This window comes from Luteibacter sp. TLI7-4A (genome assembly GCF_056754745.1).
The window spans coordinates 1,450,974-1,467,533 of sequence record NZ_JBPGWO010000001.1 but is presented as its reverse complement, the minus strand read 5'-3'; the positions used below and the strand labels follow the sequence as shown (position 1 = coordinate 1,467,533).

The window sequence follows — 16,560 nt, the reverse complement described above, 5'->3', positions numbered from 1 at the left end:
TCGTCGCCCCGAAAAAAATCCGCCGTCCGCTCGGCGGCCCAACGCACGCGACGCCAGCGCACCGTGCGCGCCCGTGGCCGCGCCTGACGGCACGAAAAGCCAAAGGTGTAGCCGGGAGCCAGCAGCCTTTGTAGGAGCCGCTTCAGCGGCGATCCCGCGGCAGCGGGCCAGACTGAGGCCAGCACCCATCGCCGGCAGAGCCGGCTCCCACACAGAGCCAGGCTCCGACAGCCTTTGTGCTTTGTGGCAGCCTTTGTGGGAGCCGCTTCAGCGGCGATCCCGCGGCAGCGGGCTAGCTTGCGACAAGCACTCATCGCCGGCAAAGCCTTCTCCCACACAAAGCCAGACTCCGACAGCCTTTGTGCTTTGCGGGAGCCTTTGTGGGAGCCGCTTCAGCGGCGATCCCGCGGCAGCGGGCCAGATTGAGGCAAGCACCCATCGCCGGCAAAGCCGGCTCCCACACAAAGCCAGACTCCGACAGCCTTTGTACTTTGCGGGAGCCTTTGTGGGAGCCGCTTCAGCGGCGATCCCGCGGCAGCGGGCCAGTTTGCGACAAGCACCCATCGCCGGCAGAGCCGGCTCCCACACAAAGCCAGGCTCCGACAGCCTTTGTGTTTTGTGGCAGCCTTTGTGGGAGCCGCTTCAGCGGCGATCCCGCGGCAGCGGGTCAGCCTGAGGCAAGCACCCATCGCCGACAGGGTCGGCTCCCACCGAAGGCGCGGTTCCCAGGGAACCAGCCCCTGCTGCCTCTCTAGCCCCTTGCTGTTTCTAAAGGGCTTTGGTCGCTCCGAGGGCCGATCAGGGTGTCACGAGGTCCGCCGCTTCCGCCTTTTCCCCGCGATGCAACCAGGGATGCGCGAACACGGCCGTCAGGATGACCGCCACGCCGGCATAGAACGTCCAGCCCAGCTCGCGCTGCTCGCCCAGCAACGGGATCGCCAGGACGATCGCATACACCGGCTCCAGGTTCGTCACCATCTGCGTCGCGAACGCCGAGATATGTCGTAGCGCGGCGAGCGCCAACGCGAAGGGCAGCAGCGTGCAGCCATAGGCGAGCACGAGCATCAGCGTGGCATCGTGCAGATCGGGAAGGACGAACGCGGGCGAGGCGAGGAAGGGGGCGAGCGCGGTGAGGAACAGGGTGCCGGTGCCGAGTTCGACGCAGGTCACGGTCAAGGCGTCGGCCTTTTCGACCAGGCGTTTGTTGAGCGCGCTGAAGAAGGCCACGAACAGTGCGGAGAGCACACCGATGGCGAGGCCCAGGCGCATGTCGCCAGGGAGTCCGCCCGCGACCAAGGCCACGCCCGGCACCACCGCCGCGCCGATCAACAATTCACGCGGATCGAAACGGCGTCCCGCGACCCACGGTTCGACGATCGCGAGGAAGATCGGGCACAACGCGATGCAGGTCGCCGCGACCGACGCGTTGGCGAGCTTGATGGCGCCGTAGAAGGTGAGCCAGTGCAGCGCCACGATGACACCGACACCGGCATAGGAAAACAGCAGGCGTCGGGGCATCGCGCGCAGTTCTCGCCAGACCCTGGGCACGCAGAGCAGGGTGCCCGACACCAGGAGCATGCGCCACCACACCAGTGGCAGCGCGGGCAGGGTGATCAGCTTGCCGAGGATGGCGGTAAAGCCCCAGAGCAGGACGCAGAAGTGGATCTGCAGGTGGGCTTTGCGAGAAGGAGACATCGGTAGAGCTTGCCCGAAGGCGGGGGTGTTTTACAGGAGCCGGTAAGGGCATTGCCGATGGGGGAGGAGCATCGCCGACAAGGTCGGCTCCCACCAGAGCGCAACCATCTTGGGTGGGAGCCGACCTTGTCGGCGATGGGTGCTTGCGGCGGCGATAGGTCAGCCGCGCGCCTTCCCCGCAGGCGTCGCCTTCCCGGCCGGCGGGGCCTTGGGTGGATTCTTGCGCAGGTCGTCCAGCAACGGCTTGCACTGCGTCGCGTCCGCCTTGCCGCTCTCCGGCACCACGAGGGCGGCCAGCGCCGCGACCGGGGCGGCGAACACCGCCAGCGCCACCGCGCCACCGCCGCGCAGGATCAACGGCCCGGCGTGCACGCCCGGCGCGGGGTCCTTGAACGTGCCATGCACGTACAAGGGCGAACGCAGCGAGAAGAGCCGGAAGCCCTTCGTATGCGGCACGATATCGAGGTTGAGCTTCTCTTCGCGGAAATCGATATCGCCGGTGACGTTGATCAGCGCCTTCTCGGTATCGAAGGCGAACAGCCGCGACTCCATCACGCCGTTGGTCGAGACCAGGTCGGCGGCCATGCAGTTGATCTTCACCACCTCGTCGCCGAACAGCTTGTTGACCGCGTAGCTGCCGACATTCAATCCCGCCAGTTCCAGCAGCGAACTGCTGATCGCGCCGTCGTTGATGAGCAGCTTCACCTCGCCGTTCGAACTGCCCAGCAAGGCGGCCGGCGAGTTGCCGGTGGCGGTGAGGGAGGCATCGCCGTTCATCTCGCCGAAGCTCGTCTGCATCGGCGCGAAGGTGGGGAAGAGTTCCTTCAGCTTGAGGTGGCGCGCGCCGAGGTTGAAGCCGCCCCTCATGGGTGTCTTCGAGCCGTCCAGGCGGATGTTGCTGCCCACGGTGCCACCGGCGACGCCGAACTTCAGCGGGTCGAGCACCAGCACGGAATCCTTCAGCACCAGGTGGGTCGAGAGGTTGTCGATCGGCAAACGCTCGCCGTGGACGATCTTCACGCCGGTGAACTGCACATCGGCGTCCATCGCGTTCCAGCGGTCGGTCTTGAACGGCTCCACGGGCAAGACTTTGTCGGCCGGCTGCTTCACCGCATCACCGCGTTGCGCCTTTTCCTCGTTCGAACCGCCGCCGATCAGGGGCGCCAGGTCGCTGAAGAGCAACTGGTTGGACTTCAGCTTGCCGGTGAGGCTCGGGCGCTGGCCGCCGGTATCGAAGACGAGGCTTCCGCCCAGGTCGCTGCCGCCGACGCGCCCGGTGAAGTTCTCGTACGTGTAGACGCTCGCGCCCTTCTTCAGGTTGGCCTTCAGGTGACCCTCGGTGGCGAACGGCGGCGTGTCCGGCAAGGTGATGCCGGTGAGGTCGTAGAGATGGGACATACTCGTGCCGGAGAACCATAGGCGCACGTCGAGCGCGCCCATGTTCAGCGGATCGGTGAGCGTGCCCACGAAGGCGATGCGCGTGTCGCCGAAGCGCGCGTCGGCCTGCACGGGGAAGGGCCGGTTGGCATCGCGCAGCGCCAGCACGCCGCCGGTGCGTGCCTTGGCCGCCACGGTCGACTTCTTGTACGTGCCCTTGGCGTCCCACGCGAAATAGTAGACCTGCTTCTTCTTCGTCTCGTCCTGGCGGTCCTTTTCGTCGGCGTCGCTCCTGGACATCGCCTTGGCGCTGGCTCCGGTGATCTTGTTGGCCTGCGCGCGCGAATCCTTCTCCTGCTGCGCCATGATCTCGTCGAACGGAATGCCCTTGCCGAGCGGCGTCACGTCGATGCCCATGACGATCTGGTTCATCGCATCGGAAAAGTCGATGTGGCCCTTGTCGAAGGCGATGGCATTGAGTTCGAGCTGCCATTCGGACGGACCGGTGCTTTCGGGAAGCTTGAAGGTCCAGGTGTTGTCGCCGTTCTTCACGCGTTCCAGGGCGACCTGCGGTTGGCCGAGGCGGATCTCCGGCACGACGATGCGATGGGCGAGGAGCGGGAAGGGAGAAAGGCGAAAGTCCAGCGTGGCCAGCGTGGCGAACTGCTTCGACTTCGCCCAGTCTGGATTGGCCACGGTGATGTCGCGCGCGGTGAAATGCGGCCAGGGAACGAGTCCCACGAGTCCGCCTTCGCCCGGCTCGCGCGACCAATGCGCGGACAGGTCGCCGTTGATCGCGAACGGGCGGCCGATCGCCTCGGAGACCTTCTCGTTGATCGTCGGCTTCAACCGGTTCCAGTCGAAGAAGGCGATGAACAGCACGATCGCCACGACGAGCAGGATCAGGATCCCGAGTACCCACGCCAGTATTTTCCTGCCTCGCCGCATCGTGCCGCCTCCGCTCCTGCAACGGGCCCAGAGTTAACCTGAAGCCCGCCAAGGTTATGTGTTCTTGGGAGGTGAAGATTAAGCGAGGTGGAGCTGGCGTGAGTACCTCGGTGCGATCAATCGGCCTGCCAGTAACCCGTGGCCTTGACCCATTCCTTGTCGATGCGCCGTTCCTCGACCAGCAGTGCGCGTAGCGCGCGGGCGCGTCTGGACTCCGTCGCCACCCACCAGAACGTGTCGCCCGCGGGGATCGGCAGCGCGGCCAGCGCCTCGTCTAGGCTGGGCGATTCGCCGGCGACGAACCAGCGGACATCGCGCTTCAACGCCTGTCGTTCCTCGTCCGAAACGATCTCGACGAGCACCGTCACCGGCGTGGTCCCGGGCATTTCCTCGAGCCAGCGGCCGATCGCGGGCAGGGCGGTGGCATCGCCGACGAGCACATAGTGATCGAAATCGTCCGGCACGAGCATCGAGCCGCGCGGACCGCCGATGCAGAGGCTGTCGCCGACCTTGACGTGTTCCGCCCAGGTGGACGCGGGGCCCTCGCCGTGCAGGACGAAGTCGATGTCGAGTTCGTTGCGCGCGGCGTCGTAGCGGCGCGGCGTGTAGTCGCGGGCGGGCGAGGGCTCGACGCCCTCGGGATAGACGGGGCCGTCGGGACCGAGCGTGGGCGGGTTGATCGAGCCGTCGGACACGGGGAAGAACAGCTTGACGTGGTCGTCGGGCGACGCGGAAACGAAGCCGTCCAGATCCGCGCCGGCGAGTGTCACGCGAACCATGTGCGGCGTGAGGCGCCGCACATGGTTCACTTCGAGCCGGCGCATCTTCAGCGCGTGGCGTACGCGCGTTATCGCATGGCGTTCGCTCATCCCTGGCGCTCCGCGACCGCCTTCGCGGTGGCTTCGATCAGCTTGGCGACACGCGCCATCTCGGCATCGTCCCAGGCCTTGTGATGGTTCATCAGCTGGTGCTTGAGCACATGCATGGCTTCGCGCACCGGATTGGGCACGGTCATCCGGCGCATGTGCCGCGACATCACCTGCAGGCGTTCGGTGAGGGCGTCCAGGCTGTCGCGGTTCTCGGCGAGGAAGGCACGGCCGGCATCGGTGATGGCATAGAGCTTCTTGCCGCCGGTCTCGGCCTCGACGCGGGCGTAGCCCAGTTCTTCGAGCATGGTAAGGGTCGGGTAGATGGCGCCTGGGCTGGGGCTGTACTGGCCTTCGAACATTTCCTCGATGGTGCGGATCAGTTCGTAGCCGTGGCGGGGCTGTTCCTCGATCAGGGCGAGCAGGAGCAGACGCAGGTCGCCGGTGCCGAACATGCGGCCCCCAAAGCGCCCGCCGCCGCGGCCGCCGCGCATGCCGTCGCGGTCGTCGAAACCGAAGGGGCCGCCGCCGAAACGGCCGCCGCCGCGGCCGATGGCGGCCATGTGCTCGTGGAAACGATGCCGGGCATGGTGGAAAAGGTGCATGGGTGTTCTCCGATATATCGTACGTAGTGGTCGTACGATATATCTTAAGAAACACTCTTGCAAGAGCGAATCGCCGACTTGTCGGCGATGCTCTTACCCGAAGGTGAAGGTGAACGCGTGGAAGTTCGCCTTCGGAATCCGAATCGTCAGCACGTGATCCTTGTAATCCTCCGCGCTGTACAAGGTGTACAGCTGCGACGCCTGGATCGTCACCGGCGCCTGCGGCTTGCCGTCGACCAGCACCTCCACCGTCACCGGATCGTTCGCGCTGGCCACCATGTGTACCTTCTTCGCCTTGAAATGCAGGCGGATCTCGCCGTTGGGCCCGACCAGGCTGGCGTTGTCGCGGCCGATCTCCCAGCGGCCCACCAGGGCGAACTGGTTGAGTTCCAGCCGCGACGGTGCCGTGAAGTCGCGCGTGCCCTTGTCCGAGCCTTCCGGGCTCGCGTTGTTCTTGCTGCGGTCGCTGCCGAAGTACATCTCCGGCGAGCCCAACTGGTTGAAATCCGGGGCGTCCTTGTCGCCGCCGGCGGCCTTCTCATCCGCGAGGCGGGGCAGGCCGAGCAAGGTGCGGATGGCGTTCTCCATCTCTAGGTAGTTGCCCTCGCCGAAGTGATGGGCGACGACGTTGCCGCGCTGGTCCACCAGGTATTCCGCCGGCCAGTACTGGTTGTCCCAGGCGTCCCAGGTTTCCAGGTCGTTGTCCTGGGCGACCGGATACCGGATGCCGTAGCGCTTGATGGCGTCTCGCACGTTGCCTTCCTGTTTCTCGAACGGGAACTCCGGCGAATGCACGCCGACCACCACCAGGCCCTTGTCTTTGTACTGGTCGTACCAGCGGGTGACGTGGGGCAGGGTGCGCAGGCAGTTGATGCAGGAATAGGCCCAGAAATCGATCAACACCACCTTGCCGCGAAGCTGGCGCATGGTGAGCGGTTTGGAGTTCTGCCAGGCGGCGATGCCGGCGAATTCGGGAGCGGTCTGGGCGGCCACCACGGGCCGCGCGATGCCGAGGGCGGTGGCGGCTAGGGCACAGGCGAAGAGGGCGATGCGGAACGGGTGGCGCATGGGAACTCCATGGTTCTCTGGGGTGCCTGGAACAGACCGGCCGTGGCCCCGGCACCTTACACCGGCCCGGTGCGCTAAAATCGCTCTTTTGCCAGCCTCGCGAGCCAGCCGCAGCGCCATGACCTCGATCAAGCAGGACGACCTCATCACCAGCGTCGCCGACGCCCTCCAGTACATCTCGTACTACCACCCGGTGGATTACATACGGAACCTCTCCGCCGCCTACGAGCGCGAAGAGTCCCCGGCGGCGAAGGACGCCATCGCGCAGATCCTGATCAACTCGCGCATGTGCGCCGAAGGGCACCGGCCGATCTGCCAGGACACCGGCATCGTCACCGTCTTCCTCAAGGTGGGCATGAACGTGCGCTGGGACGACGCCACCATGGGCGTCGAGGATATGGTCAACGAGGGCGTGCGCCGCGCCTACAACCATCCGGACAACAAGCTGCGCGCCTCGGTGCTGGCCGACCCGGCGGGCAAGCGGATGAACACGCGCGACAACACGCCGGCCGTGGTCAACGTCTCCATCGTCCCCGGCGACAAGGTGGACGTGATCGTCGCCGCGAAGGGTGGCGGGTCGGAAGCGAAATCCAAGTTCGCCATGCTCAATCCGTCCGATTCGATCGTCGACTGGGTGCTCAAGACCGTGCCGACGATGGGTGCCGGCTGGTGCCCGCCGGGCATGCTCGGCATCGGCATCGGCGGCACCGCCGAGAAGGCGATGCTGCTGGCGAAGGAAGCACTGATGGAGCCGATCGACATCGTCGACCTGATCGCTCGCGGGCCATCCAATCGCGCCGAGGAGTTGCGCCTGGAGCTGTACGAGAAGGTCAACGCGCTGGGCATCGGCGCGCAGGGCCTCGGTGGCCTGACCACCGTGCTCGACATCAAGGTGAAGGATTACCCGACCCACGCGGCGAACCTGCCGGTGGCGATGATTCCCAACTGCGCCGCCACGCGCCATGCGCACTTCGTGCTCGATGGCTCCGGCCCGGTCGCCCTCGATCCGCCGTCGCTGGAAGACTGGCCGAAGCTCACCTACGACGCCTCCAAGGGGCGCCGGGTGAACCTCGACACGATCACCCGCGAGGAAGTGCAGGGCTGGAAGCCGGGCGAGACGATCCTGCTCAACGGCAAGCTGCTGACGGGCCGCGATGCCGCGCACAAGCGCATGATCGACATGTTGAATCGCGGCGAGACGTTGCCGGTCGATTTCACCAACCGCTTCATCTACTACGTTGGCCCGGTCGATCCCGTGCGCGACGAAGTCGTCGGCCCCGCCGGCCCGACCACGGCCACGCGCATGGACAAGTTCACGCGGCAGATGCTGGAGTCCACCGGCCTGCTGGGCATGGTCGGCAAGTCCGAGCGCGGCCCGGCGGCGATCGAGGCGATCCGTGACAACAAGGCGGTGTACCTGATGGCCGTGGGCGGCTCGGCGTACCTCGTGTCGAAGGCGATCAAGGCGTCGCGCGTGCTGGCCTTCGAAGACCTGGGCATGGAGGCGATCTACGAATTCGAGGTAAAGGACATGCCGGTGACCGTGGCGGTCGACAGCGCCGGTACGTCGGTACATGAGACGGGGCCGAAGGAATGGCGGTCGAAGATCGGGAAGATTCCGGTGGTGGTTGTTTGATGGTGTTGGGTCGGGGCGGCGGGCCGCGCTTTGCGCGGATCGCCGCTTAAGCGGCTCCCACACATTGCGGCTCCCAAGCGCGGTTTGGTGGGAGCCGACCCTGTCGGCGATGGAGTGGGAAGCCGCTTAAGCGGCGATAGCTACGAAGCGAGGCGCCAGGTATGCCTCGCGATCTGCTCGTCCTCTTCCGTCGCCATCACGCGCACCTCGAACCCACCCATCCAGCGCAACCCCGCCACGATCGCCTCGCGCGTCACGCCGTCGTTCTCGCCGATCCCCCCGGTGAACACCAGCAGGTCGATGCCGCCTAGCGAAGCCGCCATCGCCGCGACATGCTTGCGTGCCACGTGCACGAAGACATCCTGTGCCAGCTTCGACGCCGCGTTGTCCATCGCATGCAGCTTGCGCATGTCGCTCGTGCCACCGGACAGTCCCTTCAGGCCGGACTCACGGTCGACGAGCCGCTCCAGCCGCTTCGCGTCGTAACCGCGCTCCCTCATGAGGTAGAGCAACACACCCGGGTCCAGGTCGCCGGGACGCGTGCCCATCACGATGCCTCCCGTCGGCGTCAGGCCCATCGTCGTATCCACCGACCTCCCTTCGCTCACGGCGCACAGGCTCGCGCCGTTCCCCAGGTGCGCGATGACGACACGCGGCGGAATCGCGCCGCCCAGCTGGCGCACGATCGACTCGTACGACAGGCCATGGAAGCCGTAGCGCTCGATACCGCCTTCGCGCAGGTCCGCCGGCAAGGGCAGGGCCTTCGCCACCGCCGGCATGGACGCGTGGAAGGCCGTGTCGAAACAGGCCACTTGCGGCGCATCCGGAAACGCGCGGGCAGCGCGCTTCACCATCTCCACGGCGGCGGGCACGTGCAGCGGCGCGAACGCCTTCGCTTCTTCCAGATGCGCCATCAACGCATCGTCGATCCGCGCGTGGTCGCGGATATTCGGGCCACCGTGGACGATGCGATGGCCCACCGCATCGGGCATCGGCAGGCCGCGCTGTTCCAAGGTGTCGAGGATCGCCGCCACGGGATCGGCATCGCCGCCCGGTGCGTCCGTCTGTTCGGCCAACAAGGCCTCGCAGGTCTCCCCGGACACACGGTACAACCCGTACTTCAGCGACGACGAGCCTGTATTGAGGGCCAGTACGTGGCCCACGCTGCTCATGCGGTTTCCTCGGCCTTCCATTGCCAATCGCGCACGTCGGGCAGGTCCTGGCCGTGCTCGCTGACGTAGAGCTTGTGCCGCTCGATGTCCGCCCAGTAGCGCTGCGTCGCCTTCTCGCGCTGATTTTCCAGGCGCGGAATGCGGTTGATCGCATCGAGGGCGAGCTGGAAGCGATCCATGTTGTTCAGCACCATCATGTCGAGCGCCGTGGTGGTCGTGCCTTCTTCCTTGTATCCACGTACGTGGATGTTGTCGTGGTTGTGCCGGCGATAGGTCAGCCGGTGCACGATGCCCGGGTAGCCGTGGAAGGCGAAGATCACCGGCTTGTCGCGCGTGAACAGGTCGTCGAACTGGTCGTCGTCCATGCCGTGCGGATGCTCGTCGGGGGTCTCCAGCGACATCAGGTCGACCACGTTGACCACGCGGATGCGAATGTCGGGCACGTATTCGCGGAGCAGCATCACCGCGGCCAGTACCTCCACCGTCGGCGCGTCGCCCGCGCAGGCCATCACCACATCGGGATCGTCGCCACCGCGGCCGGCCCATTCCCATATGCCGGCGCCGGCCGTGCAATGGCGTACCGCGCTCTCCATGTCCAGCCACTGCCAGTCGGGCTGCTTGCCCGCGATGATCACGTTGACGTAATGACGGCTGCGCAGGCAATGGTCGGTGACCGAGAGCAGGCAGTTGGCATCCGGCGGTAGATAGATCCGCACGATCTCGGACTTCTTGTTGGCGACATGGTCGATGAAGCCCGGGTCCTGGTGCGAGAAACCGTTGTGGTCCTGGTGCCACACATGCGAACTCAGCAGGTAGTTGAGCGAGGCGATCGGTGGCCGCCACGCCATCGTGCGGGTGACCTTCAACCACTTCGCATGCTGGTTGAACATCGAGTCGATGATGTGGATGAAGGCTTCGTAGCACGAGAAGAAGCCATGCCGTCCCGTCAGCAGGTAGCCCTCCAGCCAGCCCTGGCACTGGTGTTCGCTCAGTACCTCCATGACGCGGCCGGATGGCGAGAGATCTTCGTCGACCGCTTCGGTCTCGGCGAGCCACGTCTTGCCGCTGGCTTCGTAGACGGCCTCCAGGCGGTTCGACGCCGATTCGTCCGGGCCGAACAAACGGAACGTCTGCATGTTCTGGCGCATCACCTCGCGCAGGAACCGGCCGAGCACGCGCGTGGCTTCGGCTTTGTGGTCGCCGGGCGTCTTCACCTGTTCGGCGAACTCGCGGAAGTGCGGCATATGCAGCGGCTTGAGCAACAAGCCGCCGTTGGCATGCGGGTTCATGCCCATGCGGCGGCGGCCGGTCGGCGCCAGCGACGCGAACTCTTCGCGGAAACGCCCGCGCTCGTCGAACAATTCCTCGGGCCGGTAGCTCTTCATCCAGTCTTCCAGGATGCGGACGTGGTCTTCGGTTTCGAACTTGGAGATCGGCACCTGGTGCGAACGCCACGTGCCCTCCACCGGCTTGCCATCGACTTCCTTGGGCCCGGTCCAACCTTTCGGGCTGCGCAGCACGATCATCGGCCAGCGCGGACGCTTCGCCGTGTCCGCGCCGCCGGTGCGCGCCTCGTCCTGGATGCGACGGATCTCGTCGAGGCAACGATCCAGCGCGGTCGCGAAAGCCTGGTGCATGGGCTCGAACTCGTGCCCTTCGACGAAGTGCGGTTCGTACCCGTAGCCACGCATGAGGTCGCGCAATTCCTCGGGCTCGATGCGCGCCAGCACCGTCGGATTGGCGATCTTGAAACCGTTGAGGTGGAGGATGGGCAGCACGGCGCCGTCGCGTGCCGGGTTGAGGAACTTGTTGGAATGCCAGCTCGTGGCCAGGGCACCGGTTTCCGCTTCGCCGTCGCCGACGATGCACGCCACGACCAGGTCGGGGTTGTCGAAGGCCGCGCCGAACGCGTGCGAGAGCGAGTAGCCCAGCTCGCCGCCCTCGTGGATCGAACCGGGCGTTTCCGGCGCGACATGGCTGGGGATGCCGTAAGGCCAGGAGAACTGCCGGAACAGCTCGCGCATGCCCGCCGCGCTGCGGTCGATATGCGGATACACCTCGGTGTAGGAACCTTCGAGGTAGGTATGCGCGACGAGGCCAGGGCCGCCGTGGCCCGGGCCGATCACGTAGATCATGTCGAGGTCGCGCTCGACGATCGCGCGGTTCAGGTGGGTATAGATGAAGTTGAGGCCGGTGGTCGTGCCCCAGTGCCCGAGCAGGCGATGCTTGATGTGTTCCTTGCCCAGCGGTTTTTCCAGCAAGGGATTGTCGCGAAGGTAGATCTGTCCGACGGACAGGTAGTTGGCGGCACGCCAGTACGCGTGCATGCGGCGCAGAAGGTCGGGCGAGAGCGTCTCGGTCATGGGGGCTTCCAGGCGACGGGGTCTCCTGTCAGCTTAGAAGGGGAGAGATTGTTCCGGCGTGAAAGAATCGGGCGTCGCTTGTGGGATCCCGGACATGAAAGCGTCGAGCGCGGCTATGTCGTACGCGTTTTCCCAATGCTCCACGATGCGGCCTTCGCGGAATCGCCACAGGCCACAGAAGGGCATGGCGAACGCGCGGTTGTCGCGGTGGACAAGAATCTTCCCGAGGACGGCCCCGAAATAGTCGTTGGCGACAATGCGTTCCACGTGCATATCCAACGTATCGCCACTCTGGGCGCGCAGGGCACGCATTTTCTCGGTCACGGCCGCCTTGCCGCGGATCGGGGCAGGGCCGCTGCCGGTTTCGCGTTGAGCGGTATGCAGGACGATATCGTCATCCGCGTACCACTCGATGCGGCACAGGTCGGCATAGATCGCGGCAAGAGCGGCAGCATTGGGGTGTGGTGTGGACATCGACAGGTGCTTACGCTCTTGAAACCTGTGCATCGCGCACGGGGCGCCAACTGGGCAGGTCTGCGCGGTCGACCGCTTCGGCGATGGACCGTACCTCGGCCGGGTTGAGCCGGACACGCGAGGCGCCTGCGTTCTCCGTCAGATGTGGGACGGACGTGGTGCCGGGAATCAGCAGGATCGCCTCCGACCGGTGCAGCAACCATGCGAGCGCCAGTTGCGAGGGCGTGATCTTCCACTGCGCGGCGATCGCTGCCAACGCGCTGTCCGGGCCGACCAGGCCACCGTGGCCGAGCGGGAACCAGGGAATGAAGGCGATGTGATTTTCCGTGGCATATGTCAGCACATCGTCGTCGGCGCGGTCGGCAAGGTTGTAGAGGTTCTCGATCGCGACGATTCGCGCGGTCTCCTGCGCTTCCTTCAATTGAGCGATGCTCACGCCGGGCTGGTTCGACAGGCCGAGGTGGCGGATCTTTCCCTGTTTCTGCAGTCGGACCAGCTCACCGAGTGTGTCCGCGAGGGGTACCTTCGGGTCGATGCTGTGCAACTGGTAGAGCGCGATGCAGTCCACGCGCAGCCGGCGCAAGCTGAGTTCCACTTGCTGGCGCAGGTACCGGGGATCGCCCAGGGGCTCGATATAAGGCGCACCGGGCGCATCGTGGATCCAGTCGAGCTTGCCCGACCTCAACATGCCGCCCTTGGTGCAGATCACCAGGTCGTCGGGGTAGGGATGAAGCGCCTTGCGGATGATTTCCTCGTTGTCCCCAGGACCATAGGAGTCGGCCGTGTCGATGAAATTGATGCCGAGCTCGTGCACGGCATGACGCAGCACCTGGATGGCATTTCGCTTGTCGGGAGGTGGACCCCACATGCCGTATCCGGTGAGGTGCATCGCCCCGTAGCCGAGACGGTTGACCCATAGGTCGCCACCGAGGCGAAATCGGTCGGAGGTGTTCTGGTGCAGGGTCATGTGATGGCTTCCTTGCTCGTGGAAAAGGCGGGTTCCGGCGCCGTATGGGTTGGATGCCGGCTCCATGTGCCGATGGTGATCTCGGCTGTTATACCGGGGCCGAAGCCGGCGATGAGGCCGCGGGCACCGTGAAATGCGCCGCCTTCCTCGAAGAGCCGGCGTAATGCGTCAAGCACGACAGCCGATGCGATGTTGCCGTATTCGCTCAACGTGGCGCGGCTGTGGCGGAACATCGCCGGTGCCACGCCGAGATGATGCGAAAGATCGTCGAGGATCCGTGGTCCGCCGGCATGAATGATGTAGAAGTCCAGGGCGCTCGCGTCCCAGCCGAAATCGGCGGCGACCGAGCGCAGCTCTGGCGCAAGCTGCTCCATGGTTCCCGGCACGCGCCGGTCCAGCCGGAAGTGGAACCCCGTGGACTTGACCGCATACGAGATCCAGTCCTCCGTGTCGCGCACCAGGCGCGATCCGTTGCCGGACAGGCGGAAGCCCGCGGCGCGGTCGCCGCGCACCACCGCGGCGGCGACGGCGTCGCCGAACAAGCCATTGGAGAGCAGGTTGCCGACATCGAGGTCGGTGGGTTGGTAGCAGAGCGAGCAGAATTCGCAGGCGACGACAAGCACGTGCGAACCCCGGTGGGCCAGGCAGAAGTCGTGTGCGCGGTTGATGGCTGCGCCGCCAGCGGCACAACCCATCTGGGCGATCGGCAATTGCCGGGTGTCACTGCGAAAGCCGAGCTCATTGATCATCCATGGGATGAGCGATGGCATCGTGAAACCCGTGCACGACACGAACACGATGGCATCGATGCGATCCGGCCCCAGCCTCGCATGGGCCAGGGCGCGTTCGACGACATCGGGAATGCGCGCCTTGGCCTCGCGCACATAGATCGCATTGCGTGCCTCGAAACCGGGATGTCGGAGCGTCTGCTCGACCGGCTGCACGAGGTGGCGTTCCGCGACCTGGGTATTGCGGATCAGTCGCAGTACGAGGGGAAGTTGGCCGTGGCCCGCGTGAAGGCTACCAGCCAGGCGAAGCGTATCGTCCAGAGTGACGATGTGCTCGGGAACGGCGATCGCGGGACGACAAAGGGTCGGCATCGTCGTACTTCCTTGTATGGCGATTCCACTTCCATGTGGGAGACGCGGGCAAACGAGCGATCATTGTCCACGCCAGACATATACGCCGACGCCTGGCGACATGCAAAGCCGCTTATTCGGCCGAGCCCACCTCACGGGTGTTCTTTTCCAGCACTTTTATCGCGTCTTCCGGCGGCCGATGCGCATCGCGCGTGGCATGGGACGATTCATTCAGGCGCGCACGTTCAGCCAGTTCGCGCGACAGCGGTGGTTCAACGGGCGCGGTATCGACCGGCATCTTCGCGGTGGAGGCCGCGACGACGGGCGGTGCCGGAGGGGCAAGGGGCGGCGTCGCCATCGTGTTGTCGTCGGATGGCATGGGCACGATGCCTTCGTGGCGCGGCGTCATGGCGCGCCACACGAAGATGCCGATCAATAGCGCGATGCCGACGATGAGCAGGATCGGAAGCAAGCGGGAATGCGCGCCGTCGGAGCGTCGACGTTTCGCCGCGGCGCTGCGAGCGGCGACCGTGGGCAAGGCGATACCGGGCGCCGGGGCGTTCAGGTGACCGGGGAGTCTGAGCATGACGCGCAATACGTCGCCATCGACCAGTTGCAGGCGCGGCTGGCGTCGCGGCACCGCGCGCGCCTCGGCGCTGAAGCGTCCCCGCGTGACCAGCACGCAGCGCGTGGCCGCCTCGTTCAGCATGGTGCTGAGCAGCTCGTTCACTTCCGCCAGTTGCACTTCCTCGGCGTCCCAGTGCTTGCACTGCACGATCACCGTTTCGTTGCCGCGATGCAGGCGCAGGTCGAGGCTGCTACCCAGGTGCTTCAGGGACGTCGGCGGCGCGTGGTATTCCACCCGCCAGCCCTGGTCTCGGTAGTGCTCGGCGAGCAAGTGCTCGAAATCATGCCAACTGAGCCGTGCCAGTGCGTCCGTGCCGGCGGCTGCGGAGTGTCGCGCCGAAAACATCGTTCTTCGTGTCCCTGCCAAGGGCTGTAAAACGCGATGATACCCGGTCGCGATGGCGTTACGTGATCGAACTGCGACCCTCTTCACATTTGTGACGATTGTCCAATCCCGCCTCCGCGGTTACATTGAGAGGTTGTTTCGGGGGTTCTGGGGAATTGAAGGTGATCAAGAAGGTACTGGCCGCTGTCGCGGTCATGGTGCTGTCCGGTTGTGGCGGCAAGACGATGATCGAAAGCGATATGAACAGCGTGGTATCCGCAAGCCCGGGTTCGCCGTGGCTGACCGTCGACAATCGGGGCGACGCCGTCGTGACGGTGACGGGGCTGGACGCGTCCGCCAAGGTGCAGATTTCGCCGGATATCGCTTCGGTGGTGCAGGCACGGCTGCGTAGCGCGCTGCAACCGAAATACATCACCGACCTGATCATCAATTGCCGCGGGCTCGAAGCGACCACGGCCACGGTCGTGACGAAGGAGGGCGAAGCGCCGTTGGCGAACATGGAATTGGTGGTGAATTGCAGGATCGTGGCACGTGGCCCTGCTGTTTCGAAGGTGTACCGCATCCGTCAGTCGCTGCCGATCGATCCGGCCACGCCGCATCTCGATGTGCTGGTACCGAAGCTGCTCGACGGCGCTTCTGCTCAATTGGCGCAGCGGTTGTGGGCGGATGTGCCCGCGACGTCTGTCCGGCGCTGAGGCGACTGGCCCGGCGATTCGATTCGCCGGGCCAGGCAGGAAATCGGGGCGTTACCGGGAGATCGATAGCGAGGCGTTGCCACTGACGCTCGTGATGCCCGTTGGCGTCGCGCACTGGTTGCTGAGCGTGGCCGCGAGGTTGGCCAACGTGAATTGCGCCAATGCATCCTGGCCTTTGTAACGTCCGCTGACGATCTTACCGTCGGCGGAAACGATCATGTTCCCGTTGGATGGCGCGGCCTTGGCGACGAATACGAAGGTGCTGGTATTGGGCCAACGGTCGTCCGACCAAACGATGGTCCACGTCGTGGGTTCCGTCGAGAAGATGCCGTCGCAGGAAAACGCGGTCGAGAACGTCGCGTGGGACGTTGCGCTGGTGGTGACGTCGCTCGAGGGCACGCCTTGCCGTTGACAGGTCCAGGTGGTGTCCGCCGTTACGGTGTGGAGAGCGACCGAATTGGTCACGCCCGGTGACCATGTCGCATTGTGCATGCCCGCGATACAGGCGACGGATTCGTGATTGTCGTGCGCTTTCGATGGGGCAGACACGAAAAGGGCCATGCCGAACAGCACGGTGACAAGGACGAGGGTGAAACGGAATCCATAAACCGGACGGTTTGCGAGTGGCGTTGACATGGCTGT

At 65.3% G+C, this 16,560-nt stretch carries 14 protein-coding genes; 2 read left to right on the top strand and 12 right to left on the bottom strand.

Features of this window, described 5'->3' with window-relative positions:
• Positions 1-798: 798 nt before the first annotated feature.
• From ACR9Y6_RS06435 to ACR9Y6_RS06415, 5 genes are all read right to left on the bottom strand, one after another.
• Positions 799-1,695, bottom strand: a complete 897-nt coding sequence (locus ACR9Y6_RS06435) for a DMT family transporter (RefSeq protein WP_481280554.1) — start codon at positions 1,693-1,695, stop codon at positions 799-801.
• 159 nt (positions 1,696-1,854) lie between these two features.
• Positions 1,855-4,020, bottom strand: a complete 2,166-nt coding sequence (locus tag ACR9Y6_RS06430) for an AsmA family protein (protein ID WP_481280553.1) — start codon at positions 4,018-4,020, stop codon at positions 1,855-1,857.
• A gap of 116 nt (positions 4,021-4,136) precedes the next feature.
• Complete coding sequence (locus ACR9Y6_RS06425; protein WP_481280552.1) at positions 4,137-4,889, bottom strand: siderophore-interacting protein; 753 nt, start codon at positions 4,887-4,889, stop codon at positions 4,137-4,139.
• Positions 4,886-5,491, bottom strand: coding sequence for a PadR family transcriptional regulator (locus ACR9Y6_RS06420; RefSeq protein WP_481280551.1), 606 nt, complete (start codon positions 5,489-5,491; stop codon positions 4,886-4,888). The genes ACR9Y6_RS06425 and ACR9Y6_RS06420 overlap by 4 nt, the downstream gene beginning before the upstream one ends.
• 93 nt (positions 5,492-5,584) lie before the next feature.
• Positions 5,585-6,559 carry a thioredoxin family protein gene (locus tag ACR9Y6_RS06415; RefSeq protein WP_481280550.1) on the bottom strand — a complete coding sequence of 325 codons (975 nt, stop codon included), beginning with the start codon at positions 6,557-6,559 and terminating at the stop codon, positions 5,585-5,587.
• 118 nt (positions 6,560-6,677) lie between these two features.
• Between ACR9Y6_RS06415 and ACR9Y6_RS06410 the strand changes: the two genes are divergently transcribed.
• A complete protein-coding gene (locus ACR9Y6_RS06410) occupies positions 6,678-8,195 on the top strand; it encodes a fumarate hydratase (RefSeq protein ID WP_481280549.1) in 1,518 nt (505 codons plus the stop codon).
• 140 nt (positions 8,196-8,335) lie between these two features.
• On the opposite strand, the gene ACR9Y6_RS06405 is transcribed toward ACR9Y6_RS06410, so the two are convergent.
• The 6 genes from ACR9Y6_RS06405 to ACR9Y6_RS06380 all read right to left on the bottom strand — a co-directional run bounded on the left by ACR9Y6_RS06405 (position 8,336) and on the right by ACR9Y6_RS06380 (position 15,223).
• Positions 8,336-9,367, bottom strand: coding sequence for an acetate/propionate family kinase (locus tag ACR9Y6_RS06405; protein ID WP_481280548.1), 1,032 nt, complete (start codon positions 9,365-9,367; stop codon positions 8,336-8,338).
• Positions 9,364-11,730, bottom strand: coding sequence for a phosphoketolase family protein (locus tag ACR9Y6_RS06400; protein ID WP_481280547.1), 2,367 nt, complete (start codon positions 11,728-11,730; stop codon positions 9,364-9,366). The genes ACR9Y6_RS06405 and ACR9Y6_RS06400 overlap by 4 nt, the downstream gene beginning before the upstream one ends.
• A 33-nt stretch (positions 11,731-11,763) precedes the next feature.
• On the bottom strand, positions 11,764-12,237 hold the full coding sequence (locus ACR9Y6_RS06395; protein ID WP_481280546.1) for a nuclear transport factor 2 family protein: 474 nt from the start codon (positions 12,235-12,237) through the stop codon (positions 11,764-11,766).
• Positions 12,215-13,171, bottom strand: a complete 957-nt coding sequence (locus tag ACR9Y6_RS06390) for an aldo/keto reductase (RefSeq protein WP_481280545.1) — start codon at positions 13,169-13,171, stop codon at positions 12,215-12,217. The genes ACR9Y6_RS06395 and ACR9Y6_RS06390 overlap by 23 nt, the downstream gene beginning before the upstream one ends.
• Positions 13,168-14,271 (bottom strand): type III polyketide synthase, encoded by a 1,104-nt coding sequence (locus ACR9Y6_RS06385; protein WP_481280544.1) that lies wholly within the window; start codon positions 14,269-14,271, stop codon positions 13,168-13,170. Before ACR9Y6_RS06385 ends, ACR9Y6_RS06390 begins: the two co-directional genes overlap by 4 nt.
• Positions 14,272-14,383: 112 nt before the next feature.
• Complete coding sequence (locus ACR9Y6_RS06380; RefSeq protein ID WP_481280543.1) at positions 14,384-15,223, bottom strand: restriction endonuclease; 840 nt, start codon at positions 15,221-15,223, stop codon at positions 14,384-14,386.
• 161 nt (positions 15,224-15,384) lie between these two features.
• Between ACR9Y6_RS06380 and ACR9Y6_RS06375 the strand changes: the two genes are divergently transcribed.
• Positions 15,385-15,918: a hypothetical protein gene (locus ACR9Y6_RS06375; protein WP_481280542.1), complete on the top strand. Its 534-nt coding sequence runs from the start codon at positions 15,385-15,387 to the stop codon at positions 15,916-15,918.
• A 51-nt stretch (positions 15,919-15,969) separates the two neighbouring features.
• Here the strand turns inward: ACR9Y6_RS06375 and ACR9Y6_RS06370 are convergent, their stop codons facing one another.
• The gene (locus ACR9Y6_RS06370) at positions 15,970-16,554 is read right to left on the bottom strand and encodes a hypothetical protein (RefSeq protein ID WP_481280541.1); all 585 of its coding nucleotides are present in this window, start codon (positions 16,552-16,554) and stop codon (positions 15,970-15,972) included.
• Positions 16,555-16,560: the final 6 nt, after the last annotated feature.